This is a genomic window from Arthrobacter sp. HY1533 (assembly GCF_027568515.1).
Classification (GTDB): Bacteria; Actinomycetota; Actinomycetes; order Actinomycetales; family Micrococcaceae; genus Specibacter.
In genome coordinates this window covers 48,549-65,590 of record NZ_JANKZF010000011.1, presented here as the reverse complement: position 1 = coordinate 65,590, position 17,042 = coordinate 48,549, and the positions used below count along the sequence as shown (strand labels likewise).

At 67.4% G+C, this 17,042-nt stretch carries 16 protein-coding genes; 8 read left to right on the top strand and 8 right to left on the bottom strand.

Annotation, left to right across the window (positions count from 1 at the left end):
• Window position 1: 1 nt before the first annotated feature.
• Window positions 2-967, bottom strand: coding sequence for an ABC transporter ATP-binding protein (locus PCK14_RS10425; protein ID WP_269938426.1), 966 nt, complete (start codon window positions 965-967; stop codon window positions 2-4).
• Window positions 968-1,083: 116 nt separating this feature from the next.
• Between PCK14_RS10425 and PCK14_RS10420 the strand changes: the two genes are divergently transcribed.
• Genes PCK14_RS10420 through PCK14_RS10410 form a run of 3 tightly spaced genes read left to right on the top strand, consistent with a single transcriptional unit; the run spans window position 1,084 to window position 2,864 of the window.
• On the top strand, window positions 1,084-1,728 hold the full coding sequence (locus tag PCK14_RS10420) for a trimeric intracellular cation channel family protein (RefSeq protein WP_269938425.1): 645 nt from the start codon (window positions 1,084-1,086) through the stop codon (window positions 1,726-1,728).
• A gap of 46 nt (window positions 1,729-1,774) precedes the next feature.
• A complete protein-coding gene (locus PCK14_RS10415; protein ID WP_269938424.1) occupies window positions 1,775-2,206 on the top strand; it encodes a hypothetical protein in 432 nt (143 codons plus the stop codon).
• A 52-nt stretch (window positions 2,207-2,258) separates the two neighbouring features.
• Window positions 2,259-2,864, top strand: a complete 606-nt coding sequence (locus tag PCK14_RS10410; protein WP_269938423.1) for a hypothetical protein — start codon at window positions 2,259-2,261, stop codon at window positions 2,862-2,864.
• A gap of 82 nt (window positions 2,865-2,946) precedes the next feature.
• On the opposite strand, the gene PCK14_RS10405 is transcribed toward PCK14_RS10410, so the two are convergent.
• From PCK14_RS10405 to PCK14_RS10395, 3 genes are read right to left on the bottom strand one after another with little or no spacing between them, the layout of a single operon-like run.
• Window positions 2,947-4,050: a polyprenyl synthetase family protein gene (locus PCK14_RS10405; protein WP_269938422.1), complete on the bottom strand. Its 1,104-nt coding sequence runs from the start codon at window positions 4,048-4,050 to the stop codon at window positions 2,947-2,949.
• Entirely contained in the window at window positions 4,047-5,369 is a 1,323-nt protein-coding gene (locus PCK14_RS10400; RefSeq protein ID WP_269938421.1) for a geranylgeranyl reductase family protein, read from the bottom strand. The genes PCK14_RS10405 and PCK14_RS10400 overlap by 4 nt, the downstream gene beginning before the upstream one ends.
• 2 nt (window positions 5,370-5,371) lie before the next feature.
• The gene (locus PCK14_RS10395; protein WP_269938420.1) at window positions 5,372-6,070 is read right to left on the bottom strand and encodes a demethylmenaquinone methyltransferase; all 699 of its coding nucleotides are present in this window, start codon (window positions 6,068-6,070) and stop codon (window positions 5,372-5,374) included.
• Between the two features lie 114 nt (window positions 6,071-6,184).
• On the opposite strand from PCK14_RS10395, the gene PCK14_RS10390 reads away from it, so the two are divergent.
• The 4 genes from PCK14_RS10390 (at window position 6,185) to PCK14_RS10375 (ending at window position 10,423) form a co-directional block, all read left to right on the top strand.
• Window positions 6,185-7,534: an isochorismate synthase gene (locus PCK14_RS10390; protein WP_269938419.1), complete on the top strand. Its 1,350-nt coding sequence runs from the start codon at window positions 6,185-6,187 to the stop codon at window positions 7,532-7,534.
• Window positions 7,535-7,711: 177 nt separating this feature from the next.
• A complete protein-coding gene (locus tag PCK14_RS10385) occupies window positions 7,712-8,644 on the top strand; it encodes an ABC transporter substrate-binding protein (RefSeq protein ID WP_269938418.1) in 933 nt (310 codons plus the stop codon).
• Between the two features lie 4 nt (window positions 8,645-8,648).
• The gene (locus PCK14_RS10380) at window positions 8,649-9,623 is read left to right on the top strand and encodes an amino acid ABC transporter permease (protein ID WP_269938417.1); all 975 of its coding nucleotides are present in this window, start codon (window positions 8,649-8,651) and stop codon (window positions 9,621-9,623) included.
• Window positions 9,620-10,423, top strand: a complete 804-nt coding sequence (locus tag PCK14_RS10375) for an amino acid ABC transporter ATP-binding protein (protein ID WP_269938416.1) — start codon at window positions 9,620-9,622, stop codon at window positions 10,421-10,423. Before PCK14_RS10380 ends, PCK14_RS10375 begins: the two co-directional genes overlap by 4 nt.
• Window positions 10,424-10,486: 63 nt before the next feature.
• On the opposite strand, the gene menD is transcribed toward PCK14_RS10375, so the two are convergent.
• Both menD and PCK14_RS10365 read right to left on the bottom strand, forming a co-directional pair.
• Window positions 10,487-12,238, bottom strand: coding sequence for a 2-succinyl-5-enolpyruvyl-6-hydroxy-3-cyclohexene-1-carboxylic-acid synthase (gene menD, locus PCK14_RS10370; RefSeq protein ID WP_269938460.1), 1,752 nt, complete (start codon window positions 12,236-12,238; stop codon window positions 10,487-10,489).
• Window positions 12,239-12,285: 47 nt separating this feature from the next.
• The gene (locus tag PCK14_RS10365; RefSeq protein WP_269938415.1) at window positions 12,286-13,260 is read right to left on the bottom strand and encodes an o-succinylbenzoate synthase; all 975 of its coding nucleotides are present in this window, start codon (window positions 13,258-13,260) and stop codon (window positions 12,286-12,288) included.
• A 59-nt stretch (window positions 13,261-13,319) separates the two neighbouring features.
• On the opposite strand from PCK14_RS10365, the gene PCK14_RS10360 reads away from it, so the two are divergent.
• Window positions 13,320-14,222: a phosphatase PAP2 family protein gene (locus tag PCK14_RS10360; RefSeq protein WP_269938414.1), complete on the top strand. Its 903-nt coding sequence runs from the start codon at window positions 13,320-13,322 to the stop codon at window positions 14,220-14,222.
• Here the strand turns inward: PCK14_RS10360 and PCK14_RS10355 are convergent.
• Complete coding sequence (locus PCK14_RS10355; RefSeq protein ID WP_269938413.1) at window positions 14,219-15,400, bottom strand: serine hydrolase domain-containing protein; 1,182 nt, start codon at window positions 15,398-15,400, stop codon at window positions 14,219-14,221. The genes PCK14_RS10360 and PCK14_RS10355 overlap by 4 nt on opposite strands.
• A 339-nt stretch (window positions 15,401-15,739) precedes the next feature.
• Window positions 15,740-16,936: an MFS transporter gene (locus PCK14_RS10350; RefSeq protein ID WP_269938412.1), complete on the bottom strand. Its 1,197-nt coding sequence runs from the start codon at window positions 16,934-16,936 to the stop codon at window positions 15,740-15,742.
• Window positions 16,937-17,042: the final 106 nt, after the last annotated feature.

The following is a 17,042-nucleotide window of genomic DNA, read 5'->3' as shown; positions in this document are numbered from 1 at the left end:
CTCAGGCCGCCTTCCCGGCACCAGGTGCGGCGCCGCGCTTCGCCGCCGGGGCACCCTCGCTGCCAGGCGCCTCCCCGTAGACCTGGATGAAGATGTCTTCCAGGCTCCGTTTGGCGGCCACGAAGCCGCGCACCACCACCCCGGCCAGGACCAGTTCCCGCAGCACCTCGGCCTCGTCCACCCGGTCATCAACCGACAGTTCGGCGTAGTTGTTTTCCCGCAGCGTGACCTTGTAGTTGGGCGAGTCGGGGATGTTGCCAGTGTGCTTGAGCCGGATGGTCCGCCCGCCAAACTGGTTCTGGACCTCGTCGATGGTCCCGTAGGCCTCGGCCCGGCCGTCCTTGAGCAGGATGATGGAATCGCACAGGCGCTCCACTTCCTCCATTTGGTGGGTCACCATCATGACGGTGGCCCCGGCATCCTTGCGTTCCTCGATGATGTCCATGAGCAGGCGCCGGTTGACGGGGTCAAAGCCCTTGGTGGGCTCGTCCAGGATCAGCAGTTCGGGCTCGTTCATGATGGTCACCCCGAGTTGGATCTTTTGTTGTTCGCCGCCGGAGAGCTTGTCCACCCGGACATCGGCCTTGTCGGCCAGGTCCACCCGCTGGAGGTACTGCCGGGAGAACGCCACCGCGTCGGCCTTGCTGAGTCCCTTGAGCCGGCCAAAGTAGCCCATGACATCGAGCACGGATTCCTTCTTGTACAGCCCGCGCTCCTCGGGCAGGTAGCCCAGGCGGGAGCCGAAGTCGTCGCTGAACACGCGTCCGTTGATGTGCAGGATTCCCGCCGTGGGCCGGTAAATGCCCAGAAGTGCGCGGATCGTGGTGGTCTTGCCGCTGCCGTTGCTGCCCAGGAAGCCGAACGTCTCGCCTCGGGCAACGTCGAAGGACAACCCGTCTATGACCTTCTTTTGCCCAAACTGCATGTGGAAGTTCTCAACATGAATCAGCGGCTCTGCGGCGTCCATGCTGCCAGCCTAGCCACTTAAGGCCCCTGCGGCGCTGGGAATTGGCCATCAATCAACTCCTGCCCGTACGCTTGACGCGGCCTCCACAGTGGCGGCCCCCACCCAGGAATGCGCCGATGCACCTTGACCTACCGCTGATCCTTGACCTTCTCGGGGTCTTTTTCTTTGCCGTCTCCGGCAGCCTGCTCGCGGCCCGGAAGGGCTTCGACATTGTGGGTTCGGTGCTGTTGGGCTCCATGGTGGGCCTGGGCGGCGGCGTTGTCCGGGACATTGTCCTGAACCAGGGCCCCCCGGCCGCGTTTGCCAATCCCGTGTACCTGCTGCCGCCTGTGGTCGCGGCCGCACTGGTGTATTTCACGGTGAAGAACGTCCAGCGCAGCGGCCGGCTGCTCTTCATGTTCGACGCCGGCGGGCTGGCCCTGTTCTGCATCACCGGAACGCTCAAGGCGCTCGAATCCGGCATGAACCCGGAAGCTTCCATCCTGCTGGGCGTCACCACGGCCGTGGGCGGCGGCATCCTGCGCGACGTCACGGCCAACGACGTCCCGAGGGTTTTCGACCCGAAGGACCTCTACGCCATTCCCGCGTTCGTGGGCGCAGGTTTGGCCACCGGGCTCTGGAACCTGGGGTGGCTCAACCTCGCCACGGGCACCGTCGCCGCCGTGGTGGTTTTCGCGCTGCGCATGCTGAGCCTGCGCTACGGCTGGCACGCCCCGCTGGCAGCCCGCAGCTGGGCACCGCGGCTGGCCCGGCGCAGATAGGATTGAAGCTAAGCGTTTTGCCCGTTGCCAAATGGTGGAGATTTTGATGTCTGACATGTTCGTAGAGAAGTTCCGCGGCTTGGTGCCCCTGTACCTGGAAGAGCCGTGGCAGGAAGCGGACGGCATCGACTGGGCCGACCTGGACGCCGTCTTCGCGGAACTGCAGATCACCGTCCCCCTGGCGCTGCGTGAATTCCTGCACGCGGTGGGCAACTGCGAGGACCTCATGGAGGCGTACTACTACTTCTGGGACCCCGAGGAACTGGAAATCGAGGACGGCTACCTCTTGTTCCTCGAGGACGAGGACGAGACCTACACCTGGGGCATGCTGGCGGACCAGGCCGACGTCCCGGACCCCATTGTGTGGCGCCGCAACAACGCCACGGGCCAGTGGATCAACGAGGAAGGCACCTTCAGCGAGTTTGTCTTTGACATGCTCGACTGGGTCTTCAACGAAGTCCTGGGCGAAGAGGACTAAACCCACAGCTTCGCCTATGGGCATATTCAGTTTCGAGCGGTACGGTGTCGTTATGAACGCACAGGAGCCCATTGGCGCATTGAATCCGGAACCGGCCGCGGTTGTTGGCCTCATTGAAAAGTTGGTTACGGGCATGTGGCCCCGTTCCGACTTTGACCGCAAGGGCTGGTTTGAACGCCTGGGCCTGGTTTCCGGGGCCTGCTGGGATGACCCCCAGGAAGCCTCGGCCGTGGCGCACTACTCCCTCCGCACGCCGCTGGCCGGCGGGGAGATCGCCTCGTCCTGGACGTCGTACGGCGGCCGGTTCCTGGGCATCAGCATGCAGCTGTACTCCTCGCTGGAAACCGACAACCCCTCCACCAAGGAGGGCTATGAGGACATCCACGCCCGGCTGGCCGGAATCTACGGCGAAGGCACCAACCCCTGGCACGATCCCGTGGTCCAGGCGTGCGTGTGGCACGTCAACGGCCGCCGCATTGTGATCCGCTTCTTCAACCTCCAGCACAGCGGGGTCATGGTGAGCATCGACGACGCCGGACTGGCCACCGCTTCAGAGGTCGAGGCCCGCCACCGCAGCGCCTCCACGCACTGGAACAACAGCGCCGAAGGCGCCAGCCCCTTCGAGCTGCCACGGCTGGGCACCGTCAAGCTCCAGTAGCCGCAGGCCGTCAAACACTTGAGGGTGCGTATGCAATTGCATACGCACCCTCAAGTGTCTGGCGCGCCCTTGGCGCGGCACATCAAACGTCGCGGGAGACCACGGCCTCGGCGAAGCTGGCCAGGGCCGTCTTCACAATTCCCTCGGGCAGCGGGGCAAGCGAGGCAACGGCGGCATCCGACCATTCGCGGGCCACGGCCCAGGATTCCTGGGTGACGGGGTGTTCGCGCAGGGCTGTGACGGCCTGCGCCAGGGCCTCGTCGCTGCTCAGGTCGCCGTCCACCAGCTCAAGAACGGCAGCCGCCGCGGCATCGCCGGCAGCCGCTGCGTTGCGCAACAGCAGCACGGGCAGCGTGGGAACACCCTCGCGCAGATCGGTTCCGGGTGACTTGCCTGAAACCTGCTTCAGCCCGGTGACGTCGATGACGTCGTCGGCCAGCTGGAAGGCCACGCCCACCTTCTCGCCGTACTCGAGCAATACATCCTGCATTTCTTCATCCACCCCGGCAAAGATGGCGCCGAGCTGGCCGGAGGCGGCCACGAGCGAGCCGGTCTTGTCCGCGATCACGGACAGGTAGTGCTCAATGGGGTCCTCGTCTTCGCGCGGGCCGACGGTCTCGTGCAGCTGTCCCAGGCACAGGCGCTCAAAGGTGCGGGCCTGGATTTCCAGGGCGCGCCCGCCCAGCTGCGACACCAGGATCGAGGCGCGGGCAAAGATCAAGTCGCCGGTCAGGATGGCCACGGTGTTGCCCCACACCTCGTGGGCTGTGGGTGCGCCGCGGCGGTATGGCGCGGAGTCCATGACGTCGTCGTGGTAGAGCGTGGCCAGGTGCGTCAGTTCAACCACGACGGCGGCCTGCACCACCTCCGGCAGGTTGGGGTCCCCGAGGTGTGCGGCGAGCAGCACCAGCAGCGGCCGGATGCGCTTGCCGCCGGCCTCAACCAGGTGGCGGCTCGTGGCGTCGGCCAAGGGGTCGGAGTGGGCGATTGCCTCGCGCAGCACCTTTTCCACCTTGGCCATGCTCATGGAGATGGAGGGGCCCAGGTCCGGGTCCTCGGCAACGGCCGTGAATCCGGCCGGCAACTGCAATCCGGTGGCAATGGCCATGGTGCTGGGCTCGGGCTCGTGGGAATCAGGGCGTCCTTGCCCTGCAGGGGTCCAGCTGTGGTTTGCGGAAGTAGTCACTGCTTAACACTAACTATTGGTAGGGATTGTTGCTTGGATGTGCCTGCATTGTCCTGATTGCTGGTGGCGGGGACGAGCTTCTCCAACAAGTGAATCACTCTATCCTCAAAACCCCGTTCTCCGGCGTCGGTGAGGTTGGCCATCAGCCGCACCACAAAGCGCATGAGCACAGGGATGGGCATGCCCGTGCGCAGGGCCAGTTTCATGATCCCCGGATTGCCAATAAGGGAGGCAAAGGTGCGGCCCAGGGTGAAGTGGCTGCCCCACTGTTCCCGGACAAAGTCGGAGTAGCCGGACAGGGCATGCGCCGAGGCCAGCTTCGAGTTGCTGCCCGAAGCCCTGGCGATGAACTCGGCCGCGAACCGGGCCGATTCCATGGCGTAGGAAATGCCCTCGCCGTTGAACGGGCTCACCATGCCGCCGGAATCACCCAGCAGCATCAACCCGTTGGAGTAGTGCGGTGTGCGGTTGAAGCCCATGGGCAGCGCCGCACCCCGGATGGCGCCCACCTGGTTTTCCGGTGTGAAGCCCCACTCGGCGGGCATGCCGGCGGTCCAGTCGCGCAGCACCTGGCGGTAGTCCAGCTTGCCGAACTCCTTGGAGGAGTTCAGGATGCCCAGGCCAACATTGGCCGTGCCGTCGCCAACACCGAACACCCAGCCGTAGCCGGGCAGCGTCTTGCCCTCGGGGGATTTCAGTTCCAGCCACCCCTCCATCCAGTCCTCGTCGTGGCGGGGAGAGGTGAAGTAGGTGCGGTAGGCCACGCCCATGGGCCGGTCGTCGCGCTTTTCCAGGCCAAGCGACACCGCTGTGCGGGTTGAGTTGCCGTCGGCGGCCAGCACCACGTCGGCGTGGAAGTCGGCAGTCTCGCCCGTCTTCCTGCCTGAGCTATCCAAAAGTGACGCCCTGGCACCTACCACGGTGCCGGCGTCGTCCGTGATGGCAGTGGTGACCGAATGGCCCTCAAGGATCGTTGCGCCTGCGGCCCGGGCATGCGCGGCGAGGGACTCGTCGAAGCCCAGGCGGGTGCGGATGAGGCCATAGTTGGGGAAGTTGCTCAGCTCCGGCCACGGGACCTCCACGGTGCGTCCGCCGGCAATCAGGCGCAGGCCCTTGTTCCGGCGCCAGCCCTCGGCGGGGTCGTGCGGCAGGCCCATGAGCTGCATTTCGCGGACGGCGCGCGGGGTCAGGCCGTCGCCGCAGACCTTCTCACGCGGAAACCGGGTCTTCTCCAGCACGGTGACGTCGATCCCGGCCTTGGCCAGGTGCCAGGCGGCGGTTGATCCGGCGGGGCCGGCACCTACAACAAGTACCTTCACGTTTAGCTTGCGGGCTTGGTGGCGCGGTGCACGGCCACGATGCCGCCGCTGAGGTTGCGGTAGGCCACGTTCTCCCAGCCGGACTCGGTGAGCCAGGCGGAGAGGTTGTCCTGGTTGGGCCAGGCGCGGATGGACTCGGCCAGGTACACGTAGGCGTCCGGGTTGGAGGCCACCTTCTTGGCGATGGGCGGCAGGGCGCGCATCAGGTATTCCGTGTACACGGTGCGGAACGGGGAGAACGTGGGGTGGGAGAACTCGGCCACAACCAGCTTGCCGCCGGGCTTGGTCACGCGCAGCATTTCGCGCAGGGCTTTCTTGGGGTCAATGACGTTGCGCAGCCCAAAGGAGATGGTGGAGGCGTCAAAGGAGTTGTCGGCAAACGGCAGGTTGGTGGCGTCCCCGGCAATGAAGTCGATGTCGGGGCGGCGGCGCTTGCCCACCTTCAGCATGCCCACGGAGAAGTCGCAGGCCACCACGTCCACGCCGGCGTCGGCGTAGGGTTCGCTGGAGGTGCCGGTTCCCGCGGCCAGGTCAAGGACCCGCTGGCCGGGCACGGCGCCCACCGCATCAACCACAATGCGGCGCCAACGGCGCGTCTGTCCCATGGACAGGATGTCGTTGACGATGTCGTATTTAGGGGCCACGTCGTCAAACATGGCGGCCATTTCTTCCGGACGCTTCTCCAAGGATGCACGGTTCACCCCCTTAGTCTCTCAAACTTTGCCCCGGTTCGTGCATCGGTGCGGGCCACTTGTGGGCCATCACACCGGCGCTGCGCCGAACTGCCGGGTCCGGGCGAGTAATCTGGTCTCATCATGACTGCTTCCCTGGGCACCCATCCGCTGCGAACCCTCACCCTGGCCCTGGATCCGGCCACGCTGGAGCGGCTCGCCGCGGGCGGGCCCGCCGGGCTCCTGGCCGCCGGGTCCCCCGAAGGCCCCCTGTGCTGGCTGCGCCGCGGCGAGGGCCTGCTGGGCTTCGGCGAAATCACAGCGTTCACGGGCACCGGCACGTCCCGGTTCAGCGACGCCGAGCAGTGGTGGAAGTCCCTGCTGGCCGACGCCGTGGTGCAGGATTCGGTGCGCATGCCCGGCACGGGGGCCATGGCGTTTGGCTCCTTTGCCTTCTCCAAGACCAGCGACCACCCCTCGGAACTCATTGTCCCGGCCCTCGTGGTGGGCTTTGCCGACGGCACCGCCTGGCTGACCCAGCTCACGCTCGACGGCACCATCCCCACAGCCGGTTCCGCCCTGGCCCTGCTGGAGCAGACAGTGGCCATTGGCTCCCCTGTTTCTGCGCGTTCGACGCCGGCACACCCCTCCGCGGGCACCGTGCGTTCCGGGGCGCTCACCGAAGAGGAATGGAAGGCCTCCGTGGCCGCGGGCGTGGCAGCCATTGCCCGCGGCGGCCTGGAAAAGGTGGTTTTGGCCCGCGACGTTCTCGCAACGTTCCCGGAGGCCGTGCAGCGGGTTTCAATTCTGCAACGATTGGTGGGCCTCTACAGCGAATGCTGGACCTACGGGGTGCGCGGCCTGGTGGGTGCCACGCCAGAGATCCTGATCAAGGTGGACGGCCAGACCGCCCAGGCCAGGGTGCTCGCCGGCACCCTTGACCGGGAGGACGAACCGGCCGGATCCACCGGCTTCGCCGACACCGTGCTGGGCGGTTCACTCAAGCAGCGCCAGGAGCACGACTTTGCCGTCCGCTCCCTGACGCGGCAGTTGGCGCCCTTCGCCACGGACCTCTCATTCCCGGCCGAACCGTTCATCCTGGAGCTGCCCAACGTGTGGCACCTGGCCTCGGACGTCACGGCCCAGCTGGCCAGTTCAAATGGCCACCTGCCCACCTCCCTGGCCCTTGTTGAGGCCCTGCACCCCACCGCGGCGGTGTGCGGGACACCGCGCGAGGATGCCGGGCGGCTCATCCTGGAACTGGAGAAAATGGACCGCGGCCCCTATGCCGGGCCCGTGGGCTGGCTGGACGGAGCCGGCAACGGCGAGTGGGGCATCGCGCTGCGCGGAGCCGTCCTGGAAGATGCGCACCGGGTGCGCCTCTACGCCGGCGCCGGCATCGTGGAGGCTTCCGACCCGGAGGCCGAACTGGCCGAGACGTGGGCCAAGTTCCGGCCCATGCTGCAGGCCCTGAACCTGGCGGACCGCCAGTAACCGTTTTCCTGTCCGGTCCACCAGACAGGTCGGCAAAATACCCTCTTGCCAGCCCACTCGCCGAGTTGTTCAATAGTGAAATACAGTTTACCGTGATGCAAATCACGCCGGGTTACACTAGTTCCACTTAAGCAGTGCCCCACGAAACGGCGCTCCAGAACAACATGAGGGACAAACATGCATATCTCAACCAAGCTGACCGTTCGCGCGGCAGCCGTGCTTGCCGTTGCAGCACTGGCACTGACCGGCTGCACAACAGCCTCACAGGACGGTGGCGGCAGCACCCCGGGCGCATCACAGCCCGCGGCATTTGATCCCACCACGGTAGCCAAGGACGACGCCTTGATTGCCCTGCTGCCCGCCAGCGTCAAGGACAAGGCAACCATCACGGTTGGCTCGGACACCTCCTATGAGCCGGCCGAGTTCCTGGACAAGGACGGCCAGACGCCCATCGGCTACGACGTGGACTTCGCCAAGGCAATCGCCGCGACCCTGGGCAAGAAGGCGGAGGTCCAGACCGCTGACTTCTCCTCGATCCTGCCCAAGCTGGGCACCGTCTACGACCTGGGCATCTCCTCCTTCACGATCAACCCGGAGCGTTCCAAGGCCGTGAACTTTGTCAGCTACTTCAACGCCGGCGTGCTGTGGGCCGTGCAGAAGGGCAACCCCAACGGCATCACCATGGAGAACCTGTGCGGGAAGAAGGTGGGCGTCCAGACGGGCACCGTCGAGGAAGACCCGGACGTCAAGGACCGCTCCGCCAAGTGCGTGGCCGACGGCAAGCCCGCCATTGAGATCGTCTCCCTCAAGAACCAGACCGATGTCACAACTCGCCTGGTCGGTGGAACCATCGATGCCATGAGCGCCGACACCCCCATCATCAACAACGCGCTCGCCAAGACGAACGGCCAGCTGGAAACCCTGGGCAGCACCTACGATGCAGCGCAGCAGGGCATTGCCATCGCCAAGGACGATGTTGCCTTCGCCCAGGTCATTGAAAAGGTCATGAACAAGCTCATCGAAGATGGCACCTACACGAAGATCCTCACCACCTGGAACAACACGGACGGCGCCCTGACCAAGGCCGTGCTGAACCCGACGGCCGGCTAAGCCAGTGGCCAGACCATTTGGCCGCAAGGCCACGCCGGGTTCGGCGGCCGGGCTGGAACTGATTGACGCAGTTCCGGTCCGGCACCCGTGGCGCTGGGTAGGTGCCGCCGCAATTCTTCTGGTCCTGGCCCTGGCCATCCAGTCGATGACCGTCAACCCCAAGTTCTACTGGGGAACGTTCAGGACCTACCTGTTCGATGTGCTCGTCATCCGCGGCGTTGGCTGGACCCTGGTCCTGACGGTCAGCGCCATGGCAATCGCCATTGTGCTGGCCATCCTGCTGGCCTTCATGCGCCAGTCCGACAACCCCCTGTTCAGGTATGTTTCCTGGGTGTGGGTTTGGTTCTTCCGCGGCACCCCTGTCTACACCCAGCTGCTGTTTTGGGGTTCCATCGGTGCGCTGTACCCGAAGATCATTGTTGGCGTGCCGTTTGGCCCGGAGCTTTTCTCCTGGGACACCGCCACTGTCATCAATGCCACGGTGGCCGCCATTGTGGGCCTGGGCCTGAACGAGTCCGCCTACCTGGCGGAAATCTTCCGGGCCGGCCTGAAGTCCGTGGACAACGGGCAGATGGAGGCAGCCGAGGCCCTGGGCATGCGGCGTTCCAAGGTCATGTGGCGGATCATCCTGCCGCAGGCCATGCGCGTCATCATCCCGCCCACAGGCAATGAGACGATCGGCATGCTCAAGACCACCTCGCTGGTTTTGGCCGTCCCGTTCACCTTGGACCTGACGTTCGTGACCAACGCGCTGGCCAGCCGGACCTTCCTGCCCATCCCCCTGCTCATGGTTGCCGCCTTCTGGTACCTGGTTGTCACCTCGGTTTTGATGGTGGGCCAGTTCTTCATTGAGCGGCACTTCGGCAAGGGCGTGGACAACGTCATGAAGGCACCCGTGAAGGCCACCGCGGCCGTCGCGGCTGCCCACGCCAAACCGGTCGACACCGCCGACGGAACCACGGAAGGCGAAAAGCCATGACCAGCACAGCACCAGCCCCCGTACCGGCCTCCGCCGGCGTAGCGCCCCTGGTGGACATTCAGGGCGTCCACAAGTTCTTCGGCGACCACCACGTGCTGCGCGGCATCGACATGCAGGTCAAGCCCGGGGAGGTCTCGGTCATCATTGGCCCCTCCGGATCCGGCAAGTCAACCCTGTTGCGCTGCATCAACCTCCTGGAAACCATCAGCGCCGGGCGCATCTATGTGCACGATGACTTGATCGGCTTCCGGGACGTCAACGGCAGGCTGCACGATTTGAACACCAAGCAGATCGCGGCCCAGCGCCGCGAAATCGGCATGGTGTTCCAGCGCTTCAACTTGTTCCCGCACAAGACCGCCCTGCAGAACGTGATTGAGGCACCCACCCAGGTCAAGCGGCAGTCCAAGGCCGCCGCGAAACTGAAGGCACTGGAACTGCTGGAGATGGTTGGCCTGTCCGACCGCGCCAACTTCTACCCCTCCCAGCTCTCCGGCGGGCAGCAGCAGCGTGTTGCCATTGCCCGCGCCCTGGCCATGGAGCCGGAGCTCATGCTCTTCGATGAGCCCACCTCCGCCCTGGACCCGGAGCTCGTGGGCGACGTCCTGGAGGTCATGAAGAACCTGGCCAAGTCGGGCATGACCATGATCGTGGTGACCCACGAGATTGGCTTTGCCCGCGAGGTGGGCGACACCCTGACGTTCATGGACGGCGGCGTGGTGGTGGAAAGCGGCAAGCCGCGCGAGATCATCGCCAACCCGCAGCACCACCGGACCAAGGAGTTCCTCAGCCGGGTCCTCTAGCGCCTTGAACGTTCCGGGTCTCGACGGGCTCGACCACCGGGGGTCGAGCCTGTCGAGACCCGGTTACTTATTTAAGGCTGCCTTGATCTTGGCGTGCATTTCCCGCAGGCCGTCGCGCCCTGCCGCGGCTACCTCGATGATGCTGGGGCCTTGCACCGGCGCGGCGAGGGCTTCGGCGAGTTCCGCCGCGGTCCGTGCCACCGAATGTGCCCAGCCGTGGGCCGCGGCCAGCGCCGCCAGGTCCACCGTGTGCGGCGTGCCAAAGAAGCGTTCGACGGCGGCCGCGTAGTTGGGTGCCTGCGCCAAGGTGCCGTGCTCCAGGACCGAGAAGATGCCGCCGCCGCCGTCGTTCAGAACGATCAGCTGCAGCAGTGGCCGGGCCTCGGCGGGCCCCAAATTGAGGGCGCCGGAATCGTGCAGGAATGTCAGGTCGCCCATGAGCGCCCGGGTGGGCCTGCCCGTGGACAGGGCCAGGCCGGTGGCCGTGGAAACAGTTCCGTCGATCCCGGCCAGGCCGCGGTTGGCGTTCGCAGTGATGTTGTTGGCCGCGGTGGGCAGGGCGGCGAGCTCGGCGTCGCGGACCGGATTGGAGGAACCCAGCATGAGGTTGCTGCCGGAATCCTGCTGCGACCGTGCCCAGACCAGGCGGGCCACCTGCGGCCCGTTGAGCCCCGCAGCCTGTTCCCCATCCGCAGCCAGGAATGCCTCCAGGGCAGCCTCGGCCGTGGCGGCCGCCTGCTGCCAGGCCTCCAGCCACCCTTCGGGCCCCTGGCCGGCAAAGCCCACCAGCTGGTCCCACTGGGTCAGCACCAGCTCCGCGCGCCGGCCCGGCTCAAACCACGGCACGGGGCGGGGCAGGAACAATGCCCGTTCCAGCTCCGTCCGGGCCAGCAGGGCACTGACCTGCCGCGAAAGCGTGGGCCTGCCAAATACGACAACGCGCTCAATGGGCTGCGTGCTGCCGGGGCCGAACTGCTCCAACAGCAGCCTGTAGGGGCCCACCGCATTGGGACCAAAGCGGGCGTTGGAGGAGGGCTCGGCGAGCAGGGGCAGGCCCAGTGTGCGGGCAAAGAACTCGGCCTCCGGGCCTGCGCCGTGGCCGGCCACCACCACTGTCCGGTGGCTTGTGGAGGGCAGCAGGATCGCCGCCTCGGTGCCCGCCACGGGGCTGGCCCCCGCCGCGGACGCGGGGCCGCTGTCCGCGGCGGCCGTGTCATCGCCGTCGTCAGTTTCCAGCAGGGATGCCGGTGAGTCCACCACGGGCAGCAGCCGCTCCCACTCGGAGCCGTCCAGCGCCGGGGTGAGGGGCTCGCGGAAGGCCAGGTTGACCTGGACGGGGCCGGCGGGAATGCCCTCGAGCCTGCCCTGGGCCGCGCTCAGGGCCGTGGCAATGGCCGAGGTGGGGTCGGCGCCGGCGGGCACGTCCGTGGCGAAGCGCACATGGTCGCCGAAGAGGTCCAGCTGCGCCGTGGTCTGGTTGGCGCCCGTGCCGCGCAGTTCCTCGGGCCGGTCGGCGGAGAGCACCACGAGCGGCGTTCCGGCATGGTTGGCCTCCATGACGGCCGGCATCAGGTTGCCCACGGCTGTGCCGGAGGTGGTCACGACGGCGGCGGGCAGCCCGGAGCCCATGGCCAGGCCCAGGGCCGTGAACCCGGCAACACGCTCGTCAATGCGGACGTGTGCGGTGAGGCGGCCGTCGGCCTCAGCCTCGGCAAGGGCGTAGACAAGGGGCGCGCTGCGGGATCCGGGGGCCAGCACCACCTGCCGCACGCCGGCGCGTTCAAGTGCGTCGACAACGTAGCGGGCGGCGTCCATGGAGCTAAGTAAAGTCACCCAACCACTCTAGCCACCCGGCTGCACCGCTACAGCAGTGCGTGGCAGCGTCGGATGCGCTCCAGCCACCATTGCTGCCGCTCGGCCGGGGCGGCAAAGTGGGCCAGCAGCTCCGGGTCCGCCACAACGTCGCGCACGGCCATGCCGCCGGCCACGGCCACCAGGCTCGGCGTGGCAACATCGCCCGCCATAAGTGAGACCGTGCCGAGCCCGCAGGCGTAGGGCAGCTGCGGCAGCGCAGCGGCGAGGGCCAGGCCCGTGCCGATGCCCACGGAGGTGTCCAGGGCGGAGCTGACCACGGCGGGCAAGCCGGCCTCGGCCACGATTTCCAGGGCCCGGCGAACCCCGCCCAAGGGTGCGGCCTTGACCACCAGGAGATCGGCGGCGCCGGCCCGGGCCACGGCCAGTGGGTCAGTGGCCTTGCGGACGCTTTCATCGGCGGCAATGAGCACGGATCCGCGCAGGGCTTCGCGGACGGCCGCCATCTCGGCGATGGTGGCCACGGGCTGTTCGGCGTACTCGAGCCCGAACACAGACAGCATGCGCAGTGCCGACACGGCCTGGGGCACGCTCCAGCCGCCGTTGGCGTCAACGCGGATCGCGGCATCTGGCAGCAGGTTCCGCACGGCGCCCACGCGGGCGGCGTCGTCTGCGAGCGTCTGGCCTGCCTCGGCCACCTTGATCTTCACGGTGTGCAGGCCGTCATAGGCGCCCAGCACGGCCGGAACCTGCTCGGCTGAAACCGCGGGCAGCGTGGCGTTGACGGGGATCCAGGACCGCACCGCCTCGGGGTGCCCAAGCCAGCCGGCCTCCACGGCCGAGGCCAGCCAGCGGGAGGACTCCTCGTCGTCGTACTCGGTGAATGGGGAAAATTCCGCCCAGCCCGCCGGGCCGTCCAGGAGCACGGCCTCGCGGACCTCCACACCCCGGAATTTCACGCGCATGGGCAGGGAGACGACGTGGGCGGAGGCAAGGAGCTGCTCGAGCGGCGGGGTCGATTGCATCCCTACACTGTAGCCCCACGGTCCGCGGCCTCCCATGAATCTGTGGGAACCTAGAGGCGATGAATACCCACGCCGCGTCCCACCGCCCAGGCCAGCACGGCCGCACCGCCGCGCGCATCGCCGCCTGGCCCTTCCTCGCGGCGGCGTTCATCTGCCTGGCCGGGCTGCTGTTGAGCTACAGGTTCTTCGTCAAGACAACCACGGGCCAGTTCATCGACGAGTCCGCCCTGGTGGAGGCCGCCGTGGCCCGCCAGCGGATCGGCGTGCAGACGGCCCAGCTCCTGGACCTGCTGCCGGTCACCTCGGTGGTCATTGCCGCGATTGTGGTCCTGTTCGTCACGCTGGCCCGCCGGCGGTGGAAGGCGGCCGGCATCGCGATCGCCGCCATGGCCGCCGCGAACCTGTCCACCCAACTGATCAAGGCGGGCCTGCCCGACCGCCCCAACCTGGGCGTGAACACGCTTGCCCTGAATTCCCTGCCGTCGGGCCACAGCACGCTGGCCGCCAGCGCGGCCGCGGCCGTGTTCCTGGTGGTTTCCCCGCGGTGGCGGCCCGCGGCCGCGTTTGTGGGAGGCAGCTACGCCATCATGGCCGGACTTTCCACGCTGATCAACCAATGGCACCGGCCTGCCGACGTGATTGCCGCATTCTTTGTGGTGGCGTGCTGGACTGCCCTGGCCGCCCTGGCCGTCATGCGCACGGGCCCGTCATGGAACGTGTGGCTCGGCGCCAACCAGCACTGGGCCTCGGCACGCGGCTGGACGGCCGCGGCCGCATTCATGGCACTGCTGGCCGGCCTGGCCGGGGCGTTGGTGCTGCGCGCAGCCCAAGTCCCCGGCGCCACGAGCACCGTGAGCTATTTCCTGGCCGGGGTGGGCCTGATTGTGGTGGCCGGCTATGTGCTGGCCATGGCCGGAACGCTCCTGCTGACCATTCCCGTGCGACGCCGGACCTTGCGCTAGCCTGCTTGTCCCGCCCGGGTGCCGGCGGGCCCCGCTGCCTTCGCGAGGGGTCCCCAGAACCAGGAAAAGTCGTCGTAGGCGTCCATAATGATCCGTTGCGTGCACAGGACGCCGATGAGCTCCCTGGACGGGTCAACGAATGCGGTGGTCCCTGAGCCGCCCATCCAACCGAACCGCCCGGGCGCTCCCCAGGGGTCGGCCTCCCCTGTTTGCACGGAAACCTGCCAGCCCCACGACATGCCGGGGCCCAGCAGCTCCTCCGAGCCGCCTTTCTGTGCCTCGGTGAGCTGGTCCCGGGTCATTTCGGCCCGCAGCTCGGCCGGGAGCAGGGAGTCGTCGGCCAGGGCGGCCAGGAAGGTCAGGTAGTCCGCAACGCTGGACACCAGGCCGCCGCCGAAGGACTCAAATTCCGGCTGTTGCGAGAACTGGCCGGAAGGTTCATCGAACACGGCAAGTCCCTCCGAGGTTGGTTCATAGGCGGTGGGAAGCTCGGCCGGATCGCCGTAAAAGGCAGTGGCGGACAGTCCCAGGGGTGTGCCGATGTACTCCTGAAGCAGCTGGCCCAGCGGGGCCCGCCCGGCCCTGGCCAGCAGGGCCCGCCCGGCCCTGGCCAGCAGGACCGAGAGGATGTCGCTGCCCACGTGGTAGCTCCACCGGGTGCCGGGCTGGTGCGCCAGCGGCAACCCACCCACGCGGGCCATGTATTCATCGGGGTGCAGCGTGTGGCGGCGGGCGCCAGGGAACAGGCCGGCCGCGTCCATCGCATGGGCAAGCGGCGTGTCCGGGTCCATGTAGCCCATGCCGTGGGTCAGGGTCAGCAGCTGCCGGACAGTGATCTCGTGCTCCGCCGCGACCGTGCTGTCCAGGGGTGCATCCGGGCTGGTGAGGACGTGGGGGAAGGCCAGCTCGGGGAGCCACATGTCCGCGGGGTCGTCGGGGGCCAGGGTGCCGTCGGCCATCATGGCCACGGCCAGCGCGCCGCCCATGGGCTTGCCCAGCGACGCCATGCGGAAGGGTGTGCCGGCCTGCATTGGCTCGGGCCCGCCCAGCGTCCGCACCCCCGCTGCGAAGTATTCCGTGGTGCCCCGGTGCCGGACGCCGGCCACGATGCCGGGTGCCCACCCCGAATCCACTTTTTCCTGCACGGCCCGCCAAACGGCCTCGAATCTTGAGCTCATGCTCCCATGATTCGCGGCGCCGCTACCGGGCGTCAAAAACTTTCTGGGCTTGTCCGTGGGTGCCGTCCCGGCCGTTTGCGGGGCCGGCCGTCACCTGGGGCGTCCGTCAGTGTGCGGTCAGCGGTGGAGCCAGGGCCCCGGCCACGACTTTTCCCCGAGGGGCCAGCCGGTGCGGGCTTTCCGCAGCCGCGCCCTGTGCCGGGCCCACTGCGCGAATGCCCCGGCCAACTTGTCCTTCAATCCCTGCCACGATGCTGCCATTTGAGTCCCCATGGCCCCATCCTTGGCCCACCCGTGCCGGAAGTCAAGGGATCCCCCTGGCGCGGGCCGTCTTGCTCCCTAGCGGTGGACTGCCTTGTTCCGCGGCACCCAGTAGCCCAGCACGGCCGCCGCGGCCAGGCCCAGGACGCCCGTGGCGGCAATGCCAAAGGACAGCGAAACGGCCGCCGTGAGCAGGGCCAGGAGGGCAGGCCCGCTGGACCCGCCGGCGTCGGACATGAACCGCCAGATGCCCAGGAACTGGGCGCGGCCGTGGCGCGGCGAGTAGTCGGCGCCCAGGGTCATGATCAGGCCTGAGCCAATCCCGTTGCCGAAGCCGATGAGCAGGGCCGCCAGCAGCAGGGTGGTGGCGCCGGTGGTCAGCGGGATCAGGAGCAGGGCCGCGCCCATGAGCACCATGGAGGGGACGGCAACCCAGTTACGCCCCTTGCGGTCCATGACCTTGCCCGCGGGGTAGAACACCAGCATGTCGATCGCGCCGGAGAGCCCGTAGATGACCGAGGTTGCCGCCGGGCTCAGGCCAAGGTTGTCGGCCCACAGCGGCACCACCACCTGCCGTGACGAGCGCACGGCGCTGACCAGCAGCACGCCGATGCCCACGGTCAAAAAGACACGTTTGTGGGCGGCCATGAGCGAGCGCACGGTGGGGCCCGGGCCGGTGGGTGCCGGACCGCCGCTGGGCTCCAGATCCGGCAGCCACCATGCCACAGCCCCGGCCGCGGCAACGGCAACTGCTGCAACCCAGAAGGCCCCGGACAGCTCCGTGAGGTGGATGGCCAGGGCGCCGATGAAGGGACCCGCGAACAGGCCGATCCGGCCCACGCCGCCCAGGGTGGACATGGCGCGGGCGCGCATGAGCGGCGGCACGGCCTCGGTCAGGTAGCTTTGCCGCGCCAGGTTGAACACGGCTGCGGAGGCTCCAATGAGGAACACGCCCACGGCGAGCGCCCAGATGTTGTGTGCGAACACGCAGGTGAGCATGGCTGCCAGGCTCAGCACGGCCGCACCCACCATGCCGCGCCGTTCGCCAAATTTTGCGGTGATCAGTGAGGCCGGGATGTTGCTGACCAGGGAGCCGATGCCGATGAGTGCCACCACCAGTGATGCCCCTGCCAGCGAGGAGCCCATCTCACGTGCCATGAGCGGGATGACGGGCAGGATGGCCCCTTCACCAATGCCAAAAAGCAGTGATGGCCCAAATGCCGGAAGGGCAATGGACCACAGGCTGAAGTCTCCGGGTTTGGCGTTCTTGCTCACTGTCCCCACTCTAGACCCGCCGCGGAGGTGGGATTGCGCTGCCGGAAAGCACGCCATCGCTGCCATGGGGTCCGGCGGTGAGGGAGGGTTCCCCGAAACACCCCCG

Coding starts and splice junctions, on each gene's coding strand:
- PCK14_RS10355 (WP_269938413.1), bottom strand. CDS start 15,400: ATGAGCTCAAGATTCGAGGCCGTTTGGCGGGCCGTGCAGGAAAAAGTG.
- PCK14_RS10360 (WP_269938414.1), top strand. CDS start 13,320: ATGAATACCCACGCCGCGTCCCACCGCCCAGGCCAGCACGGCCGCACC.
- menD (WP_269938460.1), bottom strand. CDS start 12,238: ATGGACGCCGCCCGCTACGTTGTCGACGCACTTGAACGCGCCGGCGTG.
- PCK14_RS10410 (WP_269938423.1), top strand. CDS start 2,259: ATGAACGCACAGGAGCCCATTGGCGCATTGAATCCGGAACCGGCCGCG.
- PCK14_RS10375 (WP_269938416.1), top strand. CDS start 9,620: ATGACCAGCACAGCACCAGCCCCCGTACCGGCCTCCGCCGGCGTAGCG.
- PCK14_RS10415 (WP_269938424.1), top strand. CDS start 1,775: ATGTCTGACATGTTCGTAGAGAAGTTCCGCGGCTTGGTGCCCCTGTAC.
- PCK14_RS10420 (WP_269938425.1), top strand. CDS start 1,084: ATGCACCTTGACCTACCGCTGATCCTTGACCTTCTCGGGGTCTTTTTC.
- PCK14_RS10385 (WP_269938418.1), top strand. CDS start 7,712: ATGCATATCTCAACCAAGCTGACCGTTCGCGCGGCAGCCGTGCTTGCC.
- PCK14_RS10390 (WP_269938419.1), top strand. CDS start 6,185: ATGACTGCTTCCCTGGGCACCCATCCGCTGCGAACCCTCACCCTGGCC.
- PCK14_RS10365 (WP_269938415.1), bottom strand. CDS start 13,260: ATGCAATCGACCCCGCCGCTCGAGCAGCTCCTTGCCTCCGCCCACGTC.
- PCK14_RS10425 (WP_269938426.1), bottom strand. CDS start 967: ATGGACGCCGCAGAGCCGCTGATTCATGTTGAGAACTTCCACATGCAG.